The sequence below is a fragment of the Sulfuricaulis sp. genome (genome assembly GCF_024653915.1).
GTDB lineage: Bacteria > Pseudomonadota > Gammaproteobacteria > Acidiferrobacterales > Sulfurifustaceae > Sulfuricaulis.
Genome location: NZ_JANLGY010000030.1, coordinates 1 through 21,514, shown reverse-complemented (window position 1 = coordinate 21,514; position 21,514 = coordinate 1). Strand labels below are relative to the sequence as shown.

Here is a 21,514-nt window from a genome sequence, read left to right as displayed (position 1 = left end):
ACAATCTCTCATATTCCACCGGCGTGTGGTAGTCAATGCCGGAATGCAGCCGCTGGTGGTTGTAGAAACGGATGTAGTGCTTGATCGCGGCTTCGAGCTCGCTGAAGCTGGTGAAGGTCTTGCCGCGGATCCATTCGGCTTTCATCGAATGGAAGAAGGATTCCATGTGGGCATTGTCACCGGGGTGTCCGGGACGGTTCATGCTGGAGCGGATGCCGTATGTGCCGAGCAGCGCCTTGTAACGGTAAGCGCCGTACTCGATGCCGCGGTCGGAGTGGAACAGGGGGTCATGTTCCGTGTGTCGGACACGGATGGCGCGCTGCACCGCCCGAGCCGTGAGGTTCACGGTGCGGTCATGGCCCAAGGACCAGCCAACAATCTTTCTTGAGTACACGTCCATCACCGTGGCGAGGAAGCATTGCTTGCCGCTGGCCTTGAGGTAGGTGACATCTCCGACCCATTGCTGATCGGGGCGTTGCGGTGCCGATTGACCCTGCCTAAGATTGGGCGTGGCTTCGAAGAAGCGCTGCACCCCCGGTGCCCGGCGCGTGACCTTCACCACCCGGCCCTGCAGAGAGGCGTTCCGCATCAACCGGGCCACCCGGTTTTCGCCGCAGGAGATGCCTTGTTGTTGCAACGCCTCCCACACCCGCGGCGAACCGTAGATGCCGTGGGAACATTCGTGGATGCGGTGAATCTTGCGCCGCAGCGATGCATTGGCCCGGGATCGCGGACTCGGTGCGCGCTGTGTCCAGGCGTAGTAACCACTGGTCGAGACCCGGTAGTGACGACACAAAAAAGTCACGCCGTATTCCTCCCGGTACCGGTCTATGAACGCGAAGCGGTCCGACTTCGTTCCAAATTGAACTGGATGGCTTTTTTTAAAAGGTCGTTCTCGATCCGCGCCTTCTTTAGCGCGGCTTCGAGCTCGCGAATCTTCTGGTGTTCGGCCACGGTCAGCTCCATGTCTTGAACCTCTTTCAGTCCGGAATGGGCATCGCCATGGAGTTTTCCGTCACGGTATTCCTTTTTCCAGCGTGACAGCATGAATGGATGAATCCCCAAAGCCTGCGCCACCGCCTGGACCTCGATGTCGGGGGCCGAGGCCATCTTCACGGCGGTCACCTTGAACTCTGTGCTGTAACGGTGCTTGCGCATCCGGCCGGTCGACTCCTGGCAGCGTTTCACACCTTTCATTGGACACCTCCTGGTCGTTAGGGGGAAGTGTCCACTTTATTGGGGGAGGTACCGGTCCCGCTCGAACACGAAGTTAGGTGTTTTCATTTTTTCTTCGATTTCTTTTGCTGCCTGATCCTGTCTGGAACGGTAGGGTTCCAATCCTTCCCTTGATCAGATAGGTCTCCATATGTAAACCGACCTGAACCGAAGCCGATGAATCGCCCACCCTTTCCCCAATGGTTCATCGTGGCCCAGAACTTTCGCGGTTGTACATCGGGCATTCCCGTTATCCAAAGGCCAACTATCGGTCCAATTACAGGAATCAACGCCACCACAGCAATTAAGATCTTTAAGCCTAAATGCTCCTTTAAGCCGATTAACCTGAACCAAACAAGAATGGTAAACGCGAGTGATGCACCCAACAACAACCAACGCGTAGTTTCATCGCTCATACGATCTCCTTAAACACCTAACGTGTTGGTGTGCCGCGCCGGCCACAGGAACAACAGGAAACGTGGCGCGCTGTCCCCGGCGTCGGCACGAGCAACGAGTTAGGAGCCCCATTTTCCAAAATATGGCTCCAGGACTTTGAAGAAGGCACCGACTACCAGAAGTATAAGTGTCATTGCTACAACTGCATATGTGATGCGGCCAAAACGACCAAACCGGGCGATAAACCCGAGATTAAGGACGCGTGTTCCGGTGTACTCAAGCGCGAAGGCAACGGGAAGCGAAGTGATACAGAATACGACCCAAGCTTGAACAGAATTTGGGCGATAAGGATAGATGCTGGCAAGAACCACAATGACCATGAGCAGAGCAAACGCCGCAGTTATTGCGAGAGTTTGCAAAGGCGTTCTCATGGTTTTGGGCTCCTAACGATAGAGCTAAGGGGCCGACAAACCCGGAGCCAAGCGACGGGTTTGGAGGTCCCGCTTGAGCGATTTGTTAGAGTGCATTACTTCTCACGCCGCTCTTCGATAAGTTTCAATAACAAAGATATTTCAGGACGCCCGGACCAAGACCCCAAGGTGTACGAAAGACCATAAACAGAGATTACGAATAACAATAGATAATGCCAAGGAGTTTCTCCCTGCCACCAGAGCAAGCCGGATAATCCAATAAGCCCAACAGAGACGATTAAAATAATCGCCCTAGTACTCCGCCAATTTTCATGCTGGCGCCGGAGCCATGAAATCATTCTTTCTTCTTCTTTCGAGAATTCCATATGTCTCCCGATTCTGCACTCTAACGATGATTAGAGGACATATCGACGGTTATTAACATTAATACCGCTCCCGGCATTTTTATTTTCAATGACTTACGGCTGATGGGTCCGGAGATAGGTTGCAGGATTGCAAGATAACATGCAAGAAACCGTCAAATCGTCCCATAACATGAATATTCATGCGGGGCGGAAAGCCGTTTTCCCGTGTTCGCTCACTGCACTGGATCTGGATTTGCGTCAGGATACGCTCGCGATCGAGGGAATCGGGGTTGGTGTATTGCGCTTGCGGGCGCGAGGAATGGCGCGTGATACGCGCCCTGCGTGTCTGAGCGCCTGATGCCCGTGGCGGAATACATCCGGCGCAATACGCTTCGCTATTGCGCCCTACCTGTACTGGTTTGAGCAACGGCGCGTGATACGCGCTTTACACGTGATACGGCGTCAAATCTTCGGAAGCGTAACGCCCTGCTGGCCCTGGTACTTCCCGCCGCGATCCTTATAAGACGTCTCGCAAACCTCATCGCCATCGATGAACAGCACCTGCGCCACGCCTTCGTTGGCGTAGATCTTCGCAGGCAGCGGCGTGGTGTTGGAGAACTCCAGGGTGACATGCCCTTCCCATTCCGGCTCCAGCGGCGTGACATTCACGATAATGCCGCAGCGGGCATAGGTGGACTTGCCGAGGCAGATGGTCAGCACACTGCGCGGAATGCGGAAGAATTCCACGGTGCGCGCCAGCGCGAAAGAATTCGGCGGGATGATGCAGACCGCGCCCTTGAAGTCCACGAAGCTGCTCGGGTCAAAATTCTTGGGGTCAACAATGGTGGAGTTGATGTTGGTAAAAATCTTGAATTCGTCCGAACAGCGGACGTCGTAACCGTAGCTTGAGGTGCCATAGGAAACGATGGGGCCGCTGCCATTACGTTTGATCTGGTTCGGCTCAAACGGCTCAATCATGCCGTGGCTCGCCGCCATGCGACGAATCCATTTGTCTGATTTTATTCCCATGATATGAAATTGTGACGCAAAGACGCGAAGACGCAAAGGGGATGGCAAGAAAAAACCCGCCCGACGTCTTGACCTTCGTTTTCTTTGCGTCTTTGCGCCTCTGCGTCGAAAATTCTTATTTTAAGTATTCTGGATGACGATGTTCGGGAACTTGGCCGAGAAGTCCTTCTTGCGCAGCGACAGCTTGGCGGCCACGCGCCGGGCAATGTCACGGTAAATCTGCGAGATGCGGCAGTCGGGATCGGCCACCACCGTGGGCTTGCCGGAGTCGGTCTCCACGCGGATGCGCATGTCGAGCGGCAGCGCGCCCAGAAAATCCACGTCATTCTGATCGGACATTCTCTGGCCGCCACCCTGGCCGAAAATATGCTCCTCGTGCCCACATTTGCTGCAAATGTGCGTGCTCATGTTCTCGATCACGCCGAGCACGGGGATGTCCACCTTCTCGAACATCTTGAGGCCCTTGCGCGCATCCAGCAGCGCGATGTCCTGCGGCGTGGTGACGATGACCGCGCCGGAGACCGGCACTTTCTGCGCCAGCGTCAGCTGAATGTCGCCCGTACCCGGCGGCAGATCAACGATCATATAGTCGAGGTCCTTCCAGTTGGTGTCGCGCAGCAGCTGTTCCAGCGCCTGCGTCACCATCGGACCGCGCCAGATCATCGGCGTCTCTTCGTCCACGAGATAACCGATGGACATGGACTGCAGGTGATAGCTCATGATGGGTTCGAGCGACTTGCCGTCCTTGGATTCGGGCTTCATTTTCGCGCCAAGCATGGTCGGCTGGCTGGGGCCATAAATATCGGCGTCCAGGATACCGACGCTGGCGCCTTCCGCGGACAACGCCAGGGCCAGATTCACCGCCACGGTGGACTTGCCCACGCCGCCCTTGCCGGAGGCCACGGCGATAATATTCTTCACGCCTGCGATGGGCTTCACGCCCTTCTGCACGCCGTGCGAGGCGATCTTGGATGAAAAGTTGATCGTGACATCCTTGACGCCCGCGATGGCTGCCACTTTTTCCTTAAGCTTGGAGCCAAGATCGGCAAAGTGGCCCTTGGCCGGATAACCCAATTCGACATCCACGGTGACTTTGCCGCCGTCGACGGTAATTTTCTTTACCGCCTTGGCTGCCACCAGGTCCTGCTCGAGGTAGGGATCGATCACCTCTTTAAGCGCGGTTTCAACTTGCTGCTGCGATACGTCCGCCATGAAGCTCACTCCGGATTGGGTCTGTCAGGGGGCGCACATGCTACACCGCGGACCGAAAAAAGTCATGGCCGGGAGCGGCGCAAACGTGTGAATTCCCTTATGATACCGGGGTCAAAACGACCAAACGCCTGCCGTGTTATCGTGGCGGCGATTTTATGCCAGACAAGAAACGCAAAATCCTCGTCACCAGCGCCTTGCCCTACGCCAACGGCCCGCTTCACATCGGGCATCTCGTGGAATACATCCAGACCGATATCTGGGTGCGCTTCCAGAAAATGCGCGGACACGAGTGCTACTACGTCTGCGCCGACGACACCCACGGCACGCCGGTGATGCTGCGCGCCCAACAGGAGGGCATCGCGCCAGAACAGCTCATCGCACGCATGAGCGAGGAACATCAGCGCGACTTCGCCGACTTCGGCATCGGCTTCGATAACTACTATTCCACGCACTCGGACGAGAACCGTGAACTCGTCACGGAAATCTACCAGCGCTTGTCCAAGGCCGGACATATCAGCAAGCGCACCATCAAGCAGGCCTACGACCCGGTCAAGAACATGTTCCTACCCGACCGCTTCATCAAGGGCACCTGTCCGCGTTGCAACACGCCCGATCAGTATGGCGACTCCTGCGAGAATTGCGGCGCGACTTATTCACCGACTGATCTGAAAAATCCGGTTTCGGCCCTCTCCGGCGTGCCGCCGGTGGAGAAGGACTCGGAGCATTATTTCTTCAAACTAGGTGATTTCGAAAGCTGGCTACGCGAATGGCTGCACCCGGACATCACAAAAGCGCGTCATGTCCAGCCGGAAGTGGCGAACAAGCTCTCTGAATGGTTCGACGCGGGGCTGAAGGATTGGGACATTTCGCGCGATGCGCCTTATTTCGGCTTCGAGATTCCGAATGCCCCGGGGAAATATTTCTACGTCTGGCTCGACGCGCCGGTCGGCTATATGGCGAGCTTCAAGAATCTGTGTGCAAAAAAGGGCCTTAAGTTCGATGACTTCTGGGGCAAGGACAGCAGCGCCGAACTCTATCACTTCATCGGCAAGGACATCCTTTATTTCCACACGCTATTCTGGCCGGCCATGCTGCACGGCGCGAGTTTCCGCACGCCGACGTCTGTTTTTGCGCATGGCTTCCTCACGGTCAACGGCACCAAGATGTCCAAGTCGCGCGGGACATTTGTCACCGCACGCTCATATCTCAATCACCTGCACCCGCGCTATTTGCGCTATTACTTCGCGGCCAAGCTGAACGGTCGGGTGGAGGACATCGACCTCAATTTCGACGACTTCACGGCGCGCATCAACAGCAATCTCATCGGCAAGTACGTCAACATTGCCTCACGGGCCGCTGGCTTCATTACCGAACGTTTCAATGGGAAGCTGAGCAAAGAAGCGGTCAACAAGGAATTACTGCTTGAAACCCAAAATGCGTCGGAAACGATTGCAGCCTGCTATGAAGACCGCGATTACGCCGAGGCGATACGCCTCATCATGGGGCTCGCGGACAAGGCCAATGCCTTCGTGGATGACCGCAAACCCTGGCTTTTAGCCAAAGACACGAAGCAGAACGAGCAACTCCAGCAAGTCTGCACGACCAGCCTGAATCTGTTTCGTTTATTGACGATTTATCTCAAACCCATCCTGCCAGTCATGGCGGACGACGTTGCGGCATTCCTTAATATGCCGTCTCTCAAATGGGCGGATGCCAAATCGCTGCTCACCGATCACACCATCAACCCGTACCAGCATCTGGCCACGCGCGTGGACCCGAAGAGCATTCCCGCGCTGCTCGATGAATCCCAGAAGGACATGAAGACCATGGCCGAAAAAATCTCAGACACCATCACTGACACCAGCGACCTCGCGCGGCACCCGATCCTGCCCGAGATCAGTTACGACGATTTCGCCAAGGTGGATTTGCGTATCGCGCGCATCGTGAAGGCCAGTCACGTGGAAGGCGCCGACAAGCTGCTGGAACTGACAGTCGATCTCGACGGCATTACCCTCACCGTGTTCGCCGGCATCAAGGAAGCCTACAAACCGGAAGACCTCGAAGGACGGCTCACGGTGGTGGTGGCCAATCTGGCGCCGCGCAAGATGAAGTTCGGTCTGTCCGAGGGCATGGTGCTGGCCGCCGGCCCCGGCAAAAAGGATTTATGGATACTTTCCCCCGACACGGGTGCCAAGCCGGGTATGCGGGTGAAGTAATTCACGCCCGGGCTTAGTACACGCCGGGGATGAATTTTTTCACTTCTCGCGCATAGTCCGGATAGTCCTTGTATTGCGCGCATAATCCGGTTTCCTCGTGCGCCGCTTTGCGATCGAAGAACAGCGCCAGTATGAGCGCGGAAAAGACTCCGGCCAGACTTAACCACCACAGCGCCCAACCCAGGCTCGCCAGCATGACACCGGAATAGATGGGATGACGCATCCACCGGTAGACGCCCTGCCGGCGCAGACGCACGCCGGACAGCGGTTTCGGGAATGGCGTGAGTGCATCGCCCAGGCTCTTCAGCCCCCAGACTGTCAACAAGACCGCCATGGCAGTCAGCGCAGCGCCAACGACCGACAAGGGGTGCCTGGGAACATGCTCACCGCTTCCGGACCATACCGGCACGATGAAAACCAGCAACAGCAACGGTATCTGAGCCAACACCCACAGACCGCCGCGCGCGACAAAATCGCTGCGGGTCAACGTTCAGCCGCCCCGATGAGCGAACCAGCGCCAGATCGTTCCGTCGGGAATCGTCTCGCCGGAAACGAGATAATGTACGACGTTGGGGCTGAACAAAGTCCGGTGCTGGAGTGCCGCCATGCCCTTGCAGCCGCAGAAGAGTATTTTGTCACCCGGCTTCAATTCCATATCGTCCTCCGGAAGCAGATGCTCTTCCTTTCCACGCTTCATCATCAAGGCCATGGCTTGCAACCGTTGATCCCGGTCATGGGGATCCAGGAGCAACAGGGACATGCTCAGATTCACCCCGGTCTGAAGGGACTTCTCCACGGCCGGCGTCTCTTCTTCCGTGATTGCCACAGTCCACAGAACCGGCGTCACACCGCCGAGCAGGGGGCGCATGTATTCGATCAACCCCTGCGCCCATTCCGTCTTCTGATGCCTCATCAGGCGTAAAAAATCCGTCAGCAAGGGTGCCGTAATGATCGCCAGAATCCGGCGCGAGATCGCACGGGCACGCTGCATGACCAGGTCGAGGCGCGCCGCCTGAAACACGGCATCATTTTCATTGTCGTTCTGGCGCGCCACCAGAAAAAGTTTCGAATTGAGTTCACGCGCCGTCACGATAATTGAAAGATTGTTGGCATCGTCATCGGTTCCCGCGACGATACCGACAGCCTTTTCGATATTCGCCGCGCGCAGTGTCACGGCCTCGGTACCGCGACCAATAATGACGTTTTTAGGTGCTTCGGTTTTTTCAGGATCGCTTTCCACGATCACCATCGGCACGCCTTCGAACTCGAGGTAACGCTGCACCGCCTTGCCGAAACGGCCGTACCCGCAGACCACCCAGGTTCCGTGCGGCGGATGCAGCCGTTCTGGCAGCGGCGCATCCGGTATTCCCGTCAACCATTCGTAAATCAAGTGCATGTCCGGGGAGTGCAAGGCCAGCGCTAGTCGATCGGCGAAGGTGTCGAAGGGATTAATGACGGCATCCGTGCCGAAAGAATGCATGTTGGCCTCGGTATCGTGCGACTGGGCGCGGCAGATCACCGAGAGGCCGGGACTGAGCAGCCGGCAAGTGATGGCAATTCTCAGGTTGACCAGATCATCCTCGCACAGCGCCAGCACGCCGCGGCACTGGGGATGGTTAAGGCCCGCCGATATCAGGTTGCTCGGCAGGCTGGCATCCCCGCACAGGTGAGGAACATGCACCGGAAGATTTTCGAGCATCAATTCATTCAGGCGATCCTGGTTCTTGTCGATGGCCACTGCCCCCATATTGCAGTCAATCATCGAACGCCCCACCACGCTGCCGGTATCGCCGTAACCACAGACGATGTAAAACGGCTCGTTCAATCTTTTCACCTGCGCGGCAAAACGGTTTAGATCGATCAATTGCCGCAAGGCCTGATCGCGCAACATCATGATCAGGGCGCCGATCGCATACAGCCACGCCACCACGGAAATATAAAGTGAAATCGTGACCCACAGGCGTTGCGCGTCGGAAAATGGCACCGGTAACTCGCCGAAACCGGTGGTGGTGGCGGTGTAAGTCATGATGTAGAAGGCATGGAAGAAGCTCAGGTACTGGGGGCGCCCGTCCACCTCGATACCGGGGATCAGCACCAGGCCCAGCATGGACACGGCGTAGCTGGCGATCAGCGCCAGCAGCGGCACGCGCATGCGCCGCAGGATGATAAACAGAGCGGTGTTTTTCATCCCGGACTCGCCGGTTTTCCTAGCGCCGCTGTACCGAAATGTCGATGACCAGCAGCACGACCGAAATAATGTTGGCCACCAGCGCGCCGCCGGAAAGCGAGACGATCGTCCCGATTGCCGTGGGCGTAAGGCCGCTGTTGTCGACGTGAACGACAAAAGTCCACACAAGTACTGCCGCAATCAATTGCAGGCTGGCGACAAGGCTCGTGGCCAGCAGCACCGCGCCCATTTGCGTGCGTTCGCCGAATTTGAGCACCGTGGCGATCAGATTCACGATGACGACGGCAAACAGCTCGTAAACATTGTGATGTTCCGGGTTGTCGAATTCTCCGAGGAAGAACCCGAAGTTGAGGGTCAGGGCCAACACAATGAAGAAACTGAAAATCACCTTCTCGATATTCATTATTTATTCTCCTCTGACAGATGCCGGACATGCTTCCTGGTGCACAGGCGCCGCATGGCCCGATCACGGACCGCCTCATGGTACGTCGGGCCGACAGTCCCGGGCAATCGGAAAATCAGGACCGCGACGGCACCGTGGAGAGCGTCCGGGCGCATCATTGCCGGCCGCGCCGAACGCGGCGATACTGTGACGCCATGCCGACATCCGCCAACGCGCCGCTGGCGCCCATCGAACGCATCGACGCGTGTCTGCCGCAGACGCAGTGCACCCTGTGCGGCTACCCGCACTGCCGCGCCTATGCCGAGACGCTGGCCGCCGGTTCCGCCGGCCTCAATCAGTGCCCCCCGGGCGGCGATGTCACCATCCGGGCGCTGAGCGCGCTGCTGCATGCCGCGCCACAGCCGCTCGACCCGCGTTTCGGCTCGCACAAACCGCGCGCGCGCGCCGTCATAGACGAAACCCTGTGCATCGGATGCCGTCGGTGCATCGATGCCTGTCCGGTGGATGCGATTCTGGGCGCACGCAAATTTATGCACACGATCATCGCCAATGAATGCACCGGCTGCGAGCTGTGTCTGCCGCCCTGCCCGGTGGACTGTATCGCCATGCTGCCCGATCTTACAGAGCATGCGCGAAGCGCATCCGGCTCGCCTCCCTCTCCCCTCCGCGGGAGAGGGAATGAGGGTGAGGGGGCGCCAAACGATGTGATCTGGCCAGAATATCCGCACGCAGAAACCGTACGCTGGCGGATGCGGACTGAAAAGCGCCTGGGTCGTCTGGCGCGAAATAAATACGCGCGCCGAAGAAAGGCCGTGCAAACTGCTGGATCAATGACACCCCTTCCTAATAATCGGGAAAAGATACGTGCCGAAATCCGTGCTGCTGTCGAACGTGCCAAACTGAAAAGAAAAATTAGACAGGGTTAACAACGTTTGCAGAGTTTTTGAAATTTGAAAGTCTTAATCCTGTTAATCTTGAGAAATCCTGTTAATCCTGTCTATTCATCACCATGAACCCGGACAAACGCAAAGAAATATTCGAACGCCTCAAAAAAGCGAACCCGCGTCCAACCACGGAACTTCGCTACCGCACTCCGTTCGAGCTGCTCGTGTCCGTCATTCTCTCGGCACAGGCCACGGACAAAAGCGTCAACAAGGCCACCGCAGAACTCTTCAAGGTCGCATGCACGCCGCATCAGATCATTGATCTGGGTTTGCGCGGCCTCAAGCGATACATCAAAACCATCGGACTGTATAACACCAAGGCCGCGAATATTCTCAAAACCTGTCGTCTTCTTGTCGAGAAACACGGTGGCAAGGTGCCTGATACGCGCGAAGCCTTGCAGGCCTTGCCGGGTGTCGGCCGCAAAACCGCCAACGTGATACTCAATACCGCCTTCGGCCAACCGACCATCGCCGTGGATACGCATATCTTCCGTGTGGCCAATCGCACCGGGATTGCGCCTGGGAAAAATGTGCTGGCCGTGGAAATGAAGCTGCTGAAGCTGGTTCCGGAGGAATTCCGCCGCGATGCCCATCATTGGCTGATCCTGCATGGCCGTTACACCTGCACCGCACGCAAGCCACGCTGCCGGGACTGCATCATCTATGATTTGTGCGAGTACAGGGCTAAAGTAATAAAGTAAGTTTATTAATTTCTACCGCAGAGGACGCAGAGAAAAAATCATGAAAATTAACTGGAAATTCTCTGCGATCTTTGCGTCCTCTGCGGTGAAAACTCATATTTCAGGGGTTCCGAGGGCATGACGTCAAAACACGCCGCCACCGGATTGAGTCACGGCCACCGTGCCGCCCCCGAGCATGCCGAAAATGCAGTCAGGCGCGCACTCGCCAAGGCCGGCTGCGAGCGCGCCAACGCCATCCTGCTGTTTCTCACCCCGGAATACGCCGCCAACCCTGAACCGGCGTTACGCGCGGCGGCGCGGGCGGGCGGTTGCCTGCAAGTGGTCGGATGCACCGGTGCCGGCATTCTGACGGAAGAAGAATGGGTGCTGGACAGCCCGGGCGCGGCCGCCATGGTCCTGGGTGGCGATATACAACTGGCGATTTCTCCCCTGACCATTCGCAGCGATGAGGATATTGTGCTGAGTCTGTGCACGCCCGCGGGACTCACGGCGGGCTGGCTCGACGTACCGGCGCGCCGCTTCGGCGTGGTATCAGGTGATATTAACGGTCACGGCCCGTTCAAGGTCTGGAGTGGTGCACGCGTGGCGGAGTCCGAACAAGTCGATGCCATTCTCACCGGCGTCAATGGCGTACTCAGTGCCTCGCAGGGAGTACGCGCACTGACCTCACCCATCGAAGTGGCGGAGGTGCAGGGATACGATATCAAGCGGCTGGGCAATTACCCGGCGCTGAGCGTACTGGTGCAATCGCTGCCGCCCTCCGTGCGTGATATGGAACGCGTGCCGCTGCACCTGATCATGGGTGGCGTGACCATCGGCGATCCGGAAACGGCGATCCGCGAAGGGCGCTACCGCCTCAATCATATTGTCGCCGCCAATCCAGGCGATCAATCCATCACGCTTTCGGAACGCCCCGCGCGTGGCGAGCGCATCTTCTGGGCCATGCGCGATGCCCTGGTCGCCGAGCGCGACATGCGCAATTGCATTGTCCGCAGCGCGCAGGAACTCGGGGATGATCCGGATTTTGCCCTGCTCTTCCCCTGCATGGGGCGCGGGCCGAATTTTTTCGGCAACCGTGACCGCGATCTGGACAATTTGCGATCGCAGTTCCCGGGTCTGCCGATCATCGGCATATACGGCAACGGTGAACTCGGCCCCCTCGATGGGGCGAATCATCTGTTCCAGTATTCTGCGATTCTTGGGCTGTTCAGCGCCAAAGCGGTCTGATCATGTACACCGGACAAGATCGCGAGGAGACGCGTGAGGTTTTTTTCCGCGCCTGGCGTGCGCACCGTGAAGGCCGTCTGCTCGAGGGTGTAGATAAACTGATTGTGCAGGTACTGCTGCGACATCCCGAATATCAGCCTGTTCTGGAACAATCCGAGGCCACGCGTGAGCGCGATTATTTTCCGGAAACGGGCGATACCAATCCGTTCCTGCATCTCGGCATGCATATCGCCATCGAGGAACAATTATCGATCGACCAGCCGCCGGGCATACGCGGCTATTATCAAAAACTTCTGGGCCGGCACCCGGACGATCACACTGCCCAGCACCACATGATGGAATGCCTGGGCGAGATGCTCTGGCAGGCAAACCGTCAAGGAGTCGCCCCCAGTGACACGGTATATTTCGAGTGCCTGAACCGCCTGACCGCCGAACCTTGATTCGATCGGTGTTTTCCCGAGACAAGCAGCTTGAAACTTTTAATTAGCCACGGTGTCTCATTTCCGGATTCTTGCCCGAATAGATTCGGTCATCAGAACAATAAACACGCCTCAGGAGAACCACATGGCACTTAACCAAAACATCATACGCCTGGCAGGGCCGGTTATACGGGGATTCGATTCCGCCAGTTCACTGGTCGATTTATTCGTGCGCCTCTGGGTAGCCAACGTTTTCTGGAAGTCCGGCGTTGCCTCTCTGCACGACTGGGAAACCACGGTGGATCTCTTCACCTATGAATACAAGGTTCCCCTGCTGTCACCACAAGCGGCGGCGATACTGGGTACGGGCGCGGAACTTGTCTTTCCGGTTCTGCTGGCTGTGGGTCTGGCTACCCGCTTCAGTGCGGCGTCATTGTTCATCTTCAATATCATTGCGGTCATTTCTTACCCCAGTCTTAACGAAATCGGGCTCAAGGATCACATTTATTGGGGCATCCTGTTATCGGTGACATTGCTGCACGGGCCGGGCAAGATTTCAATTGACCACTTCATCCGTCGCAAGTGGATGACGACGTAATCAAATCAATTTTGCAACATGTCACTATCCGCGATAAAAATTAAAACTGTTTCGGGGCCATCCTTTCCGGGCAGCTTAGGCCAGCATGGCCTGAGCCCTCTGCGCCGTGACCGTTTGCGTGAACTGCAAGTCAATGTCGGTCGCCTGTGCAATCAGGCCTGTAATCACTGCCACGTCGACGCCGGTCCCAAGCGCACTGAGATCATGGGCTGGGACACCATGCAGAAAATCCTCGATTGGGCGAAAAATTCCGGTGTTACTACCGTGGATATCACCGGCGGTGCTCCCGAAATCAATCCCTATTTTCGTAAGTTGGTCGACAGCTTTATGACTCTCGGATTGCAAATTACTTCGCGCTGTAATCTGACGGTGCTGCTCGAGCCTGGTCAGGAGGATCTGGCCTCCTGGTATGCGCAGCGTAAAACCCGGCTGGTCTGTTCCCTGCCCTGCTACACGCAGAAAAACGTAGACGCTCAGCGTGGCGACGGTGTGTTTGACAAAAGTATCGAGGCCTTGAAACGGTTGAATGCCGTGGGATACGGACGCGACGAGACGCTGATATTGGACCTGGTTTACAACCCGGGTGGAGCATTCCTGCCGGGCGCACAGGAAAAACTTGAAGCCGATTACAAACAGCGACTGAAGGAAGACTTCGGTATTATCTTCTCACGCCTCATGACCATCACCAATCTGCCGATCAACCGCTTCGGGCACTTTCTTGAACGTACCGGCCAGTACGAAAGCTACATGCAGCTGCTGGAGGACAACTTCAATCCTGCCACTGTCACGGGGTTGATGTGCCGTCACCTGATCAGCGTGGACTGGCTCGGCCGGGTGTACGACTGCGATTTCAACCAGATGCTCGATCTGCCGCTGGGCGACAGGCCGCATCGCTATCTCTGGGACATCGCCGCCAAGGCGCTGACCGGTGATACGATCGCCGTGGATTCCCACTGCTTCGGCTGTACCGCCGGTGCCGGTAGCAGTTGCGGCGGTGCGCTGGCTACCTGACCCTCCGCGAAAACGGTATGGTTCTTGCGAGACTTCCGGGCGCGATAATGTTCGCCTCGGAGAAACGCGATGAAAGCCGCCAAATTGTTCCTGTCACTGCTTCCGTCCGCCGCTGTCACGGCGCCGACATGGTCCGCACCGGAAAAATCGGCGCAGGATAAGTCACTTGCGCCTGCCGTTGCAGGCACGTCGGACAACAAAGCTGGAAAACCCGCCCCTCCGGCGGAAAAACCGCTCCCCACCGGCGATGCCCCGAAGCGCCCTGCCCCCGATATTGAGCCGGAATGCAACGGATAGCGACGATGCCTGCTGATCTAGGTCAATTACACACCATCGGCGGTAACATTGATGTCTATACTCCAAACAAAGGGATACATCCTGTCTCACATCGGCGATCGAGAATCGGAGATTGCCGGCGCCGGCAGGCACAAGGGGGAATTACCATGATGGGAAGAAATACGCTTGTCGTCACCTTGCGCACCGTATGTCATGGCCGTCCTAAGCACGATGAGTTCACTGTGTTTTTCCAGTTGCTCGCCCTGTTCCTTTTGTTCTTGACGTTCACTCTTATCAGCCACCATCGCGCCGAGGCTGCCTCAGACGATTACCTCAAGGCAATCGACGCCGAGGGTCAGCGCCTTGAGCCCCTTGGACAGGCAAAGAAGGAACAGGAAATCCTCATGCGCGGCGCGGCGCCGGCCCCAGCCACGGAGAGCTCGAAGAAAAAGGGAAGCCACCGGGCCAAAACCAAGACGGTCCAGAAAAAATCGGAGAATACGGCAGCTACTCCCGCCCCGGCTCCGGCCTCCGTCATTCCGGCATCGACATCCTTCCAGGAGTTCGAACGTTCATTGAGCAGCAACTTCCCCGGCAGCTACGCCCTATATTCCATGCTGAGCACACCGGAGAAGGAAGCCGTCTTCGGCGAATACCAGAACGCCAAAACCGGGGGAACAATCCGCTTCCTTCCTGCGATAACAAAAATTATCGCGTACTCCTCCAAGAGGGGAAAATAATCCATACTGTTCAAGCGAGGGTCAACTCATGGAAAACATTCGTCTTGGTGCAATTTCCGGTATCTTATTGCTGGTATTCGGCGGCAACGCCTATGCCGCCGCGGCGGCCACGGGTAATGCAGCGCCTGCACGTCCCGCCGCCGCGCCCGCGAAACACGATGTCAACATCACGGAATTCCTCCCCACCGTCCAGTTCACGGTACAGGGGAAAACGTACACCATCGACCGTATCCAGGACGAGAATAACGAACTCACCGGCGGCTTCGCCAAAACCTCGCGCAAGTGCCCGCCATTCTGCATCCATCCCATGGAAGCGGCTCCCGGTGTCGCCACGGTCGGCGAAATGGAGCTGATGGAGTTCCTCAAGAACAAGGTGGAAAAGGGAGCCGGGCTGTTGATCGATGCACGCGCCGACTCATGGTACGTCAAGGGCACCATCCCGGGCTCCGTCAATATCCCCTTCACCGTGTTCGCTGCCGAGGAAAGAGACCCCAAATTGCTTGAGGCCCTGAAGATGCTCGGCGTGCGTCCCGGCGAGTCGATCAACTGGACGGATACCTCGCACAGGGCCATGGATGACTTCAACCAGCACGTCAGGAAATTTCACTGGGATTTTTCGAACGCCAAGGAAGTATTGCTGTTTTGCAATGGCCCGTGGTGCGACCAGTCCCCGCGTGCCATCCGCAGTCTGATAAAACTCGGCTACCCGGTCAACAAGATTTACTACTACCGCGGCGGCATACAGGATTGGCTGCTGCTCGGCTTGAGTGTGCATATCCCGCCTCAACCAGCCGCACCCGCGAAACCGGCTGGCACAAGGTAAGCGGCCTGCTCCCAGATGTCCGGCGCCGGGTTCAGAAGCCCGGCGCCTCTCGTTCCAGAAAACGCCTTAACGGTTCGTACTTCTGCGCGATAAACCAGAGATCATTGGCTGTGTCGATATCCCGCAGTTTTGGCAGCAACTCGAACTCCAGCCCCAGCTTGTCGGCACGCGACAGCGTCATCTCCAGCACCCGACCGCTGCCCCAGGGAATGTCTGCGAACAGCTCCGGCCGTGCTTCCTGCAAACCAATAAAGTAGTAACCGCCGTCCTCGGTCGGACCGAGGACGCTCTTGCCTCGTGCCAACCAGTCATTGGCCTGATCCAGGACATCCCAGCCGCATTGCGGCACGTCACAACCCATGATCGCAGCGCTTCCACGAGGTTTCATGACGGCGCGCAGGGCATCCAGCATCTTGGCGCCGAGATCACCCTCGACTTGCGGCGCCAAACCAATCTTGAATTCATTGGCAATATCCTGAAATAGTGGATGCGCGACTCCCGGCCAGGCATACAGCATGACGTCACCCGGCCAGGCGGAGACAGCCAGTTCCACCGTCGCACGAATCATGAAGGCGGCAATCTCCGCCGACTTTTCCGGACTGTAATCCGGCTGCAGACGGGTCTTGGTTTCGCCCGGTACGGGCTGCCGGGCGAAAATGATCAGGGTCGGCTGTTTCATGGCTGGCGATAGTACCAGCGTGCCAGCCGCGCGGGCGAAACACCCAGCCAGTACAGGAGGCGCAAGATCCACATCAGAAGAATGGTACGAACGATTCCGTTCTGCTCCCAACGTCGCGAAGACGTCACCAACGGGCCGGGGAGGCACACCGGCTTGCCGAACCACTTGAGCCGCTCGGAAAGCTCGATGTCTTCCATCAGCGGCACGGGCTTGAATCCATCCAGCACACAATAGACGTCACTCCTGACAAAAATGCCTTGATCGCCGGTGGCAATACTGGTGAGACGCGAGCGCCAGTTCATCAGGCGTTCGATGATACGAAACAGGAAATGACGTCCGGACAAACGTATGTCAAAGCGGCCCCATAATTGAACGCGACTAATGCTTTCGCGAATATCATCGGCGGCTCCGGGAGGCAACACACTATCCACATGCAGGAACAGCAGAATATCCGCGTCAGCGGCCAGCGCGCCCGCGTGCATCTGTAGTGCCCGTCCGCGCGGACTCTGTATCAGGTTTGGCACGGGGCACGTGTCGGGTGCGACGGATGACATGAATTTGCAGACGACCTCCACGCTGGCGTCAGTGCTGCCGCCATCCACCACGATGATTTCATCGAAATGCTGATCCTCGATCAGCGCCGAAAGCGTCTCTTCCAGATGCGCGGCTTCGTTCAGAACCGGCAGGACGACAGCGATTGTGAGTGCGGGAGGGGCGGACAGCAGGCTCACAACACCATGCCGCTCAAGCGGATTGGCCGCTCTTCTTGCCGAAACGCGACTTGCGGATCAATCTGATAACCAGCAACAGTGGCACAGAGGCATGCATGACCAGGTCGAATATGTCGATGGGCCGCGAGAGCGTGCCGCCTGCCAGCATCTTGAGCTTTTCCCACAGATGCGGCTCCGGTGTGAGAGGGGCCAGCCCCAGCGCGAGCGCGGCAATCACCAGCGCGGTGAGCGGAATTTTATCCAGCCATTGCATGTTTATTTCGCGCCCTGCGTTCCCTTTTGAATCAGTTCAATCTTATAGCCATCGGGGTCCTCAACGAAGGCAATCACGGTACTGCCATGCTTCATCGGACCGGCCTCGCGTGTTACTTTCCCGCCACGCTGTTTGATGTCCGCGCAGGCCTTGTACACATCGTCCACTTCCAGCGCGATGTGGCCAAAGGCGTTGCCGAGGTCGTATTTTTCCGTACCCCAGTTGTAAGTCAGCTCGACCACGGCGTGCTCGGTTTCCGGCCCGTAGCCGACAAAGGCCAGCGTGAACTTGCCGTCAGGATAATCCTTCCGGCGCAGCAGCTGCATGCCCAACACGTCGGTGTAAAACCGGATCGACCGGTCGAGATCGCCAACCCGGATCATGGTGTGCAGGACGCGCATGGGTAACCTCCGCGAAACGGCTCAGCTGAAATGACAGACGTAATCGAACAGATCGATGACTTCGATTTCAAAATGGGAATTGGCAGGCACCGAAAAGCTTTGTCCCGCCTGATAATCGCTCCAGACCTGTTGATCCGCAAGTTTCACCCGGCAATGCCCCTGGGTAATGTCGATCTTTTCCGGTGCCTGGGTGCTGAACCGGTACGTGCCCGGCAGCATCACTCCCAGCGTCTTCATCTCGCCGGCAGGCGTGATGATAGTACGGCTGGTGACGCGGCCATCGTGATAGACATTGGCCTGCTTCCTGATTTCGACATTCTTGAAACTCATTTCTTCTTCCGCCTCTTCGCGGCGATGCGCATGCGCAGCGCATTCAGCTTGATGAAGCCCTCAGCGTCTTTCTGGTTATAAGCACCCTGGTCTTCCTCGAAGGTCGCTATCGTGGCGTCGAACAGGCTGTCCGAATCGGACTTCCGGCCGACCACAACCACATTACCCTTGTACAGCTTGAGTCGCACCACACCGTTCACGGTTTCTTGCGAGGCATCGATCATGGTCTGAAGCATTTTGCGCTCGGGGCTCCACCAGTAGCCGTTGTAAATAAGTGAGGCGTAGCGTGGCATCAAATCGTCTTTCAGATGCGCGACCTCGCGATCCAACGTGATGGACTCGATGGCTCGATGCGCCTTGAGCATAATGGTACCGCCCGGCGTCTCGTAGGCACCGCGCGATTTCATGCCGACGTAGCGGTTCTCAACGATGTCGGTTCGACCGACCCCATTGGCGCCACCGATTTTATTCAGTGTGGCGAGCACCGTGGCGGACGACATGGCCTTGCCGTTGATCGCGACGATATCGCCCTTCTTATAGGTCAGCTCGATATTGGTCGGTTTGTTCGGCGCTTTTTCAGGTGACACCGACCAGCGCCACATGGATTCTTCCGGCTCTTTCCACGGGTCCTCGAGAATCCCGCCTTCGTAGGAGATGTGCAGCAGATTGGCGTCCATCGAATACGGCGATTTCTTGCCGCGCTTCATCTCCACCGGAATGCCGTGCTTTTCGGCATAGGCCATGAGTTTCTCGCGCGAGGTCAAGTCCCACTCGCGCCACGGAGCGATGATATGGATATCGGGACGCAGCGCGTAATAACCGAGTTCGAAACGCACCTGGTCGTTGCCCTTGCCGGTCGCGCCGTGCGCCACGGCATCGGCGCCGACCTTGTTAGCGATTTCGATCTGGCGTTTGGCGATCAGCGGACGCGCAATGGAAGTTCCAAGCAGGTATTCGCCTTCGTAAAGTGTGTTGGCGCGAAACATGGGGAACACAAAATCACGAACGAATTCTTCTTTCAGATCGTCAATGAAGATTTCCTTCACGCCCATCTTCTTGGCCTTGGCGCGTGCCGGCTCCAGCTCCTCGCCCTGCCCGATATCCGCGGTGAAGGTCACCACCTCACAGTCATGGTTGTCCCGCAGCCAGGTGAGAATGACGGAGGTGTCAAGGCCGCCGGAGTAGGCCAGAACGACTTTCTTTATTTTCTTCATAAAACCTCAATGAAGTCTTTGAACCGCCAAGACGCCAAGAGCGCCAAGAGGATTGAATTATAGTGACCTTTAATCTTGGCGTCCTTGGCGTCTTGGCGGTTTAAAACTATTTCTTCCGCGCTGGCATCAGATCGGTACAAACCCCCTCGTACACCTCGGCGACCATGCCGACCGACTCGCCGAGCGTGGGATGCGGGTGGATGGTCTTGCCGATATCTTCCGGGTCACAGCCCATTTCGATGGCAAGCGCCAGCTCGCTGATCAGGTCGCCGGCATGGGTGCCCACAATGCCACCGCCGATGACGCGATGGGTCTCTTCATCCACGATGATCTTGGTGAAGCCTTCGTCGCGGCCGTTGGCAATGGCGCGACCGGAAGCGACCCAAGGGAACTTGGCCTTGCCGATCGCTCGACCCTGCTTCCTGGCCTCGTCCTCCGTCACGCCCACCCAGGCGATTTCGGGATCGGTATAGGCGACTGACGGGATGACCGTGGCATCGAAGAAGGACTTCTGCCCGGCGGCCGCCTCCGCCGCCACATGGCCCTCATGCACCGCCTTGTGCGCCAACATCGGCTGGCCGACGATATCGCCTATCGCATAGATGTGCGGCACGTTGGTGCGCATTTGCTTGTCGACTTCGATGAAACCGCGATCGCTGACGGCGATACCGGCATTCCCGGCGGAAATATTCTTGCCATTTGGCGTGCGGCCGGCCGCGACCAAAACAAAGTCATAGACCTGCGGCTTGTCGGGCGCCTGTTCGCCTTCGAATGTAACCTTGATGCCGGTGGTCAATGCCTCGACCTTGGTTGTTTTCGTTTTCAGCATGATGCGATCGAAGCGCTGGCTGTTCATCTTCTCCCACACGCGCACGAGATCGCGGTCAGGCCCGAGCATAAGCCCGTCCAGCATTTCGACCACGTCGAGGCGGCAACCCAGCATCGAATACACGGTCGCCATTTCGAGCCCGATGATGCCACCGCCGATGACGAGCATCTTCTTCGGCGCTCCCCGGAGACCGAGCGCGCCGGTGGAATCGACGATGCGCGGGTCTTCGGGAATGAACGGAAGCTTCACGGCTTGGGAGCCGGCGGCGATGATGGCATTGGCAAACCGGATGATTTTTTTCACGCCGGTCGGCGCCTTGCCGTCGCCCGCCGTCAGCGCGATCTCCATATGATGCGGATCGATGAAGCGCCCGACGCCGCGTATCACCTCGACCTTGCGGCCCTTGGCCATCATGCCGATACCGCCGACCAGCTTGCCGACCACTTTATCTTTCCATGCGCGCAGCTTGGCAAGATCGAATTTCGGCGCGCCGAAACTGACACCATGCTCGGCAAGTTTTTGCGCCTCCTCGGTCACGGCCGCGACATGCAGCAGTGCCTTGGAGGGAATACAGCCGACATTGAGGCACACCCCGCCGAGCGTGGCGTAGCGCTCGACGAGCACCGTCTTCTTGCCGAGATCGGCGGCGCGAAAGGCCGCCGAGTAGCCGCCGGGGCCGGCACCGAGCACCAGGACTTCGCATTCGCCATCGATTTTGCCGGTATAAGTCGCCGCACCCGGAATGGGTTTTGAACGCCGGGTCGGTGCCGGCTCGACGCCGGGTGCCTCGACCTTGGGCGCGGCGGCCGCTGCCGGCTCGACCTTCGGCGCAGGTTTCGCCGGCGCCGCGGGTGCCTCAGGGGCTTGCGCCGTTTCCAGCAACAGGATCAGTGATCCCTGTTTG

The 21,514-nt window shown here is 57.6% G+C and carries 26 protein-coding genes and 1 pseudogene; 11 read left to right on the top strand and 16 right to left on the bottom strand.

Annotation, left to right across the window (positions count from 1 at the left end; translation table 11 throughout):
- The 4 genes and pseudogenes from NUV55_RS13690 to NUV55_RS13675 all read right to left on the bottom strand — a co-directional run.
- A pseudogene (locus NUV55_RS13690) lies at positions 1 to 853 on the bottom strand (IS3 family transposase); the annotation flags it as partial.
- Complete coding sequence (locus NUV55_RS13685; protein ID WP_296673875.1) at positions 829 to 1,158, bottom strand: transposase; 330 nt, start codon at positions 1,156 to 1,158, stop codon at positions 829 to 831. The gene NUV55_RS13685 and the pseudogene NUV55_RS13690, both read right to left, overlap by 25 nt.
- A 122-nt stretch (positions 1,159 to 1,280) precedes the next feature.
- Complete coding sequence (locus tag NUV55_RS13680; protein WP_296673871.1) at positions 1,281 to 1,631, bottom strand: hypothetical protein; 351 nt, start codon at positions 1,629 to 1,631, stop codon at positions 1,281 to 1,283.
- A gap of 99 nt (positions 1,632 to 1,730) precedes the next feature.
- Complete coding sequence (locus NUV55_RS13675; protein ID WP_296673870.1) at positions 1,731 to 2,042, bottom strand: hypothetical protein; 312 nt, start codon at positions 2,040 to 2,042, stop codon at positions 1,731 to 1,733.
- 504 nt (positions 2,043 to 2,546) lie between these two features.
- Between NUV55_RS13675 and NUV55_RS13670 the strand changes: the two genes are divergently transcribed.
- Positions 2,547 to 2,744 (top strand): hypothetical protein, encoded by a 198-nt coding sequence (locus NUV55_RS13670; protein WP_296673868.1) that lies wholly within the window; start codon positions 2,547 to 2,549, stop codon positions 2,742 to 2,744.
- A 104-nt stretch (positions 2,745 to 2,848) separates the two neighbouring features.
- Here the strand turns inward: NUV55_RS13670 and dcd are convergent, their stop codons facing one another.
- Together dcd and apbC are read right to left on the bottom strand one after the other, a co-directional pair.
- A complete protein-coding gene (gene dcd / locus NUV55_RS13665; protein WP_296673867.1) occupies positions 2,849 to 3,415 on the bottom strand; it encodes a dCTP deaminase in 567 nt (188 codons plus the stop codon).
- A 120-nt stretch (positions 3,416 to 3,535) separates the two neighbouring features.
- Positions 3,536 to 4,627 (bottom strand): iron-sulfur cluster carrier protein ApbC, encoded by a 1,092-nt coding sequence (gene apbC / locus NUV55_RS13660; RefSeq protein ID WP_296673865.1) that lies wholly within the window; start codon positions 4,625 to 4,627, stop codon positions 3,536 to 3,538.
- Positions 4,628 to 4,782: 155 nt separating this feature from the next.
- Here apbC and metG point away from each other — a divergent pair, with 155 nt between their 5' ends.
- Positions 4,783 to 6,843, top strand: a complete 2,061-nt coding sequence (gene metG, locus NUV55_RS13655; RefSeq protein WP_296673863.1) for a methionine--tRNA ligase — start codon at positions 4,783 to 4,785, stop codon at positions 6,841 to 6,843.
- A 13-nt stretch (positions 6,844 to 6,856) separates the two neighbouring features.
- Here the strand turns inward: metG and NUV55_RS13650 are convergent, their stop codons facing one another.
- Genes NUV55_RS13650 through NUV55_RS13640 form a run of 3 tightly spaced genes read right to left on the bottom strand, consistent with a single transcriptional unit; the run spans position 6,857 to position 9,434 of the window.
- Positions 6,857 to 7,330: an isoprenylcysteine carboxylmethyltransferase family protein gene (locus NUV55_RS13650; protein ID WP_296673862.1), complete on the bottom strand. Its 474-nt coding sequence runs from the start codon at positions 7,328 to 7,330 to the stop codon at positions 6,857 to 6,859.
- Positions 7,331 to 7,333: 3 nt separating this feature from the next.
- Positions 7,334 to 9,031, bottom strand: coding sequence for a TrkA family potassium uptake protein (locus NUV55_RS13645; protein ID WP_296673860.1), 1,698 nt, complete (start codon positions 9,029 to 9,031; stop codon positions 7,334 to 7,336).
- Positions 9,032 to 9,050: 19 nt separating this feature from the next.
- Positions 9,051 to 9,434, bottom strand: coding sequence for a DUF6394 family protein (locus tag NUV55_RS13640; protein ID WP_296673859.1), 384 nt, complete (start codon positions 9,432 to 9,434; stop codon positions 9,051 to 9,053).
- 20 nt (positions 9,435 to 9,454) lie between these two features.
- Here NUV55_RS13640 and NUV55_RS13635 point away from each other — a divergent pair, with 20 nt between their 5' ends.
- From NUV55_RS13635 to NUV55_RS13595, 9 genes are all read left to right on the top strand, one after another.
- On the top strand, positions 9,455 to 10,360 hold the full coding sequence (locus tag NUV55_RS13635) for an RnfABCDGE type electron transport complex subunit B (RefSeq protein WP_296673857.1): 906 nt from the start codon (positions 9,455 to 9,457) through the stop codon (positions 10,358 to 10,360).
- A gap of 83 nt (positions 10,361 to 10,443) precedes the next feature.
- Entirely contained in the window at positions 10,444 to 11,079 is a 636-nt protein-coding gene (gene nth, locus NUV55_RS13630) for an endonuclease III (protein ID WP_296673856.1), read from the top strand.
- Positions 11,080 to 11,196: 117 nt separating this feature from the next.
- On the top strand, positions 11,197 to 12,306 hold the full coding sequence (locus tag NUV55_RS13625; protein ID WP_296673855.1) for an FIST C-terminal domain-containing protein: 1,110 nt from the start codon (positions 11,197 to 11,199) through the stop codon (positions 12,304 to 12,306).
- 2 nt (positions 12,307 to 12,308) lie between these two features.
- Complete coding sequence (locus NUV55_RS13620; RefSeq protein WP_296673853.1) at positions 12,309 to 12,746, top strand: DUF1841 family protein; 438 nt, start codon at positions 12,309 to 12,311, stop codon at positions 12,744 to 12,746.
- Between the two features lie 124 nt (positions 12,747 to 12,870).
- Entirely contained in the window at positions 12,871 to 13,323 is a 453-nt protein-coding gene (locus NUV55_RS13615) for a DoxX family protein (RefSeq protein ID WP_296673851.1), read from the top strand.
- A gap of 18 nt (positions 13,324 to 13,341) precedes the next feature.
- Complete coding sequence (arsS, locus tag NUV55_RS13610; RefSeq protein WP_296673849.1) at positions 13,342 to 14,334, top strand: arsenosugar biosynthesis radical SAM (seleno)protein ArsS; 993 nt, start codon at positions 13,342 to 13,344, stop codon at positions 14,332 to 14,334.
- Between the two features lie 69 nt (positions 14,335 to 14,403).
- Positions 14,404 to 14,631: a hypothetical protein gene (locus NUV55_RS13605; protein ID WP_296673847.1), complete on the top strand. Its 228-nt coding sequence runs from the start codon at positions 14,404 to 14,406 to the stop codon at positions 14,629 to 14,631.
- Between the two features lie 146 nt (positions 14,632 to 14,777).
- Positions 14,778 to 15,350 (top strand): hypothetical protein, encoded by a 573-nt coding sequence (locus NUV55_RS13600; protein WP_296673846.1) that lies wholly within the window; start codon positions 14,778 to 14,780, stop codon positions 15,348 to 15,350.
- Between the two features lie 28 nt (positions 15,351 to 15,378).
- Positions 15,379 to 16,173 carry a rhodanese-like domain-containing protein gene (locus NUV55_RS13595; RefSeq protein WP_296673844.1) on the top strand — a complete coding sequence of 265 codons (795 nt, stop codon included), beginning with the start codon at positions 15,379 to 15,381 and terminating at the stop codon, positions 16,171 to 16,173.
- Positions 16,174 to 16,204: 31 nt separating this feature from the next.
- Here the strand turns inward: NUV55_RS13595 and NUV55_RS13590 are convergent, their stop codons facing one another.
- From NUV55_RS13590 to lpdA, 7 genes are all read right to left on the bottom strand, one after another.
- A complete protein-coding gene (locus tag NUV55_RS13590) occupies positions 16,205 to 16,852 on the bottom strand; it encodes a TIGR04282 family arsenosugar biosynthesis glycosyltransferase (RefSeq protein ID WP_296673842.1) in 648 nt (215 codons plus the stop codon).
- Positions 16,849 to 17,583, bottom strand: a complete 735-nt coding sequence (locus NUV55_RS13585) for a TIGR04283 family arsenosugar biosynthesis glycosyltransferase (RefSeq protein WP_296673840.1) — start codon at positions 17,581 to 17,583, stop codon at positions 16,849 to 16,851. The genes NUV55_RS13590 and NUV55_RS13585 overlap by 4 nt, the downstream gene beginning before the upstream one ends.
- Positions 17,584 to 17,596: 13 nt before the next feature.
- Positions 17,597 to 17,836: a hypothetical protein gene (locus NUV55_RS13580; RefSeq protein WP_296673839.1), complete on the bottom strand. Its 240-nt coding sequence runs from the start codon at positions 17,834 to 17,836 to the stop codon at positions 17,597 to 17,599.
- A 2-nt stretch (positions 17,837 to 17,838) separates the two neighbouring features.
- On the bottom strand, positions 17,839 to 18,237 hold the full coding sequence (gene gloA / locus NUV55_RS13575; protein WP_296673837.1) for a lactoylglutathione lyase: 399 nt from the start codon (positions 18,235 to 18,237) through the stop codon (positions 17,839 to 17,841).
- Positions 18,238 to 18,258: 21 nt separating this feature from the next.
- Positions 18,259 to 18,567, bottom strand: a complete 309-nt coding sequence (locus tag NUV55_RS13570) for a pyrimidine/purine nucleoside phosphorylase (RefSeq protein WP_296673835.1) — start codon at positions 18,565 to 18,567, stop codon at positions 18,259 to 18,261.
- On the bottom strand, positions 18,564 to 19,781 hold the full coding sequence (locus NUV55_RS13565; protein WP_296673834.1) for an argininosuccinate synthase: 1,218 nt from the start codon (positions 19,779 to 19,781) through the stop codon (positions 18,564 to 18,566). The genes NUV55_RS13570 and NUV55_RS13565 overlap by 4 nt, the downstream gene beginning before the upstream one ends.
- A 106-nt stretch (positions 19,782 to 19,887) precedes the next feature.
- A partial coding sequence (gene lpdA / locus NUV55_RS13560; RefSeq protein WP_367280435.1) for a dihydrolipoyl dehydrogenase occupies positions 19,888 to 21,514 on the bottom strand: 1,627 nt, incomplete at its 5' end.

Coding starts and splice junctions, on each gene's coding strand:
- NUV55_RS13685 (WP_296673875.1), bottom strand. CDS start 1,158: ATGCGCAAGCACCGTTACAGCACAGAGTTCAAGGTGACCGCCGTGAAG.
- NUV55_RS13680 (WP_296673871.1), bottom strand. CDS start 1,631: ATGAGCGATGAAACTACGCGTTGGTTGTTGTTGGGTGCATCACTCGCG.
- NUV55_RS13675 (WP_296673870.1), bottom strand. CDS start 2,042: ATGAGAACGCCTTTGCAAACTCTCGCAATAACTGCGGCGTTTGCTCTG.
- NUV55_RS13670 (WP_296673868.1), top strand. CDS start 2,547: ATGCAAGAAACCGTCAAATCGTCCCATAACATGAATATTCATGCGGGG.
- dcd (WP_296673867.1), bottom strand. CDS start 3,415: ATGGGAATAAAATCAGACAAATGGATTCGTCGCATGGCGGCGAGCCAC.
- apbC (WP_296673865.1), bottom strand. CDS start 4,627: ATGGCGGACGTATCGCAGCAGCAAGTTGAAACCGCGCTTAAAGAGGTG.
- metG (WP_296673863.1), top strand. CDS start 4,783: ATGCCAGACAAGAAACGCAAAATCCTCGTCACCAGCGCCTTGCCCTAC.
- NUV55_RS13645 (WP_296673860.1), bottom strand. CDS start 9,031: ATGAAAAACACCGCTCTGTTTATCATCCTGCGGCGCATGCGCGTGCCG.
- NUV55_RS13640 (WP_296673859.1), bottom strand. CDS start 9,434: ATGAATATCGAGAAGGTGATTTTCAGTTTCTTCATTGTGTTGGCCCTG.
- NUV55_RS13635 (WP_296673857.1), top strand. CDS start 9,455: ATGCCGGACATGCTTCCTGGTGCACAGGCGCCGCATGGCCCGATCACG.
- nth (WP_296673856.1), top strand. CDS start 10,444: ATGAACCCGGACAAACGCAAAGAAATATTCGAACGCCTCAAAAAAGCG.
- NUV55_RS13625 (WP_296673855.1), top strand. CDS start 11,197: ATGACGTCAAAACACGCCGCCACCGGATTGAGTCACGGCCACCGTGCC.
- NUV55_RS13620 (WP_296673853.1), top strand. CDS start 12,309: ATGTACACCGGACAAGATCGCGAGGAGACGCGTGAGGTTTTTTTCCGC.
- NUV55_RS13615 (WP_296673851.1), top strand. CDS start 12,871: ATGGCACTTAACCAAAACATCATACGCCTGGCAGGGCCGGTTATACGG.
- arsS (WP_296673849.1), top strand. CDS start 13,342: ATGTCACTATCCGCGATAAAAATTAAAACTGTTTCGGGGCCATCCTTT.
- NUV55_RS13605 (WP_296673847.1), top strand. CDS start 14,404: ATGAAAGCCGCCAAATTGTTCCTGTCACTGCTTCCGTCCGCCGCTGTC.
- NUV55_RS13600 (WP_296673846.1), top strand. CDS start 14,778: ATGATGGGAAGAAATACGCTTGTCGTCACCTTGCGCACCGTATGTCAT.
- NUV55_RS13595 (WP_296673844.1), top strand. CDS start 15,379: ATGGAAAACATTCGTCTTGGTGCAATTTCCGGTATCTTATTGCTGGTA.
- NUV55_RS13590 (WP_296673842.1), bottom strand. CDS start 16,852: ATGAAACAGCCGACCCTGATCATTTTCGCCCGGCAGCCCGTACCGGGC.
- NUV55_RS13580 (WP_296673839.1), bottom strand. CDS start 17,836: ATGCAATGGCTGGATAAAATTCCGCTCACCGCGCTGGTGATTGCCGCG.
- gloA (WP_296673837.1), bottom strand. CDS start 18,237: ATGCGCGTCCTGCACACCATGATCCGGGTTGGCGATCTCGACCGGTCG.
- NUV55_RS13570 (WP_296673835.1), bottom strand. CDS start 18,567: ATGAGTTTCAAGAATGTCGAAATCAGGAAGCAGGCCAATGTCTATCAC.
- NUV55_RS13565 (WP_296673834.1), bottom strand. CDS start 19,781: ATGAAGAAAATAAAGAAAGTCGTTCTGGCCTACTCCGGCGGCCTTGAC.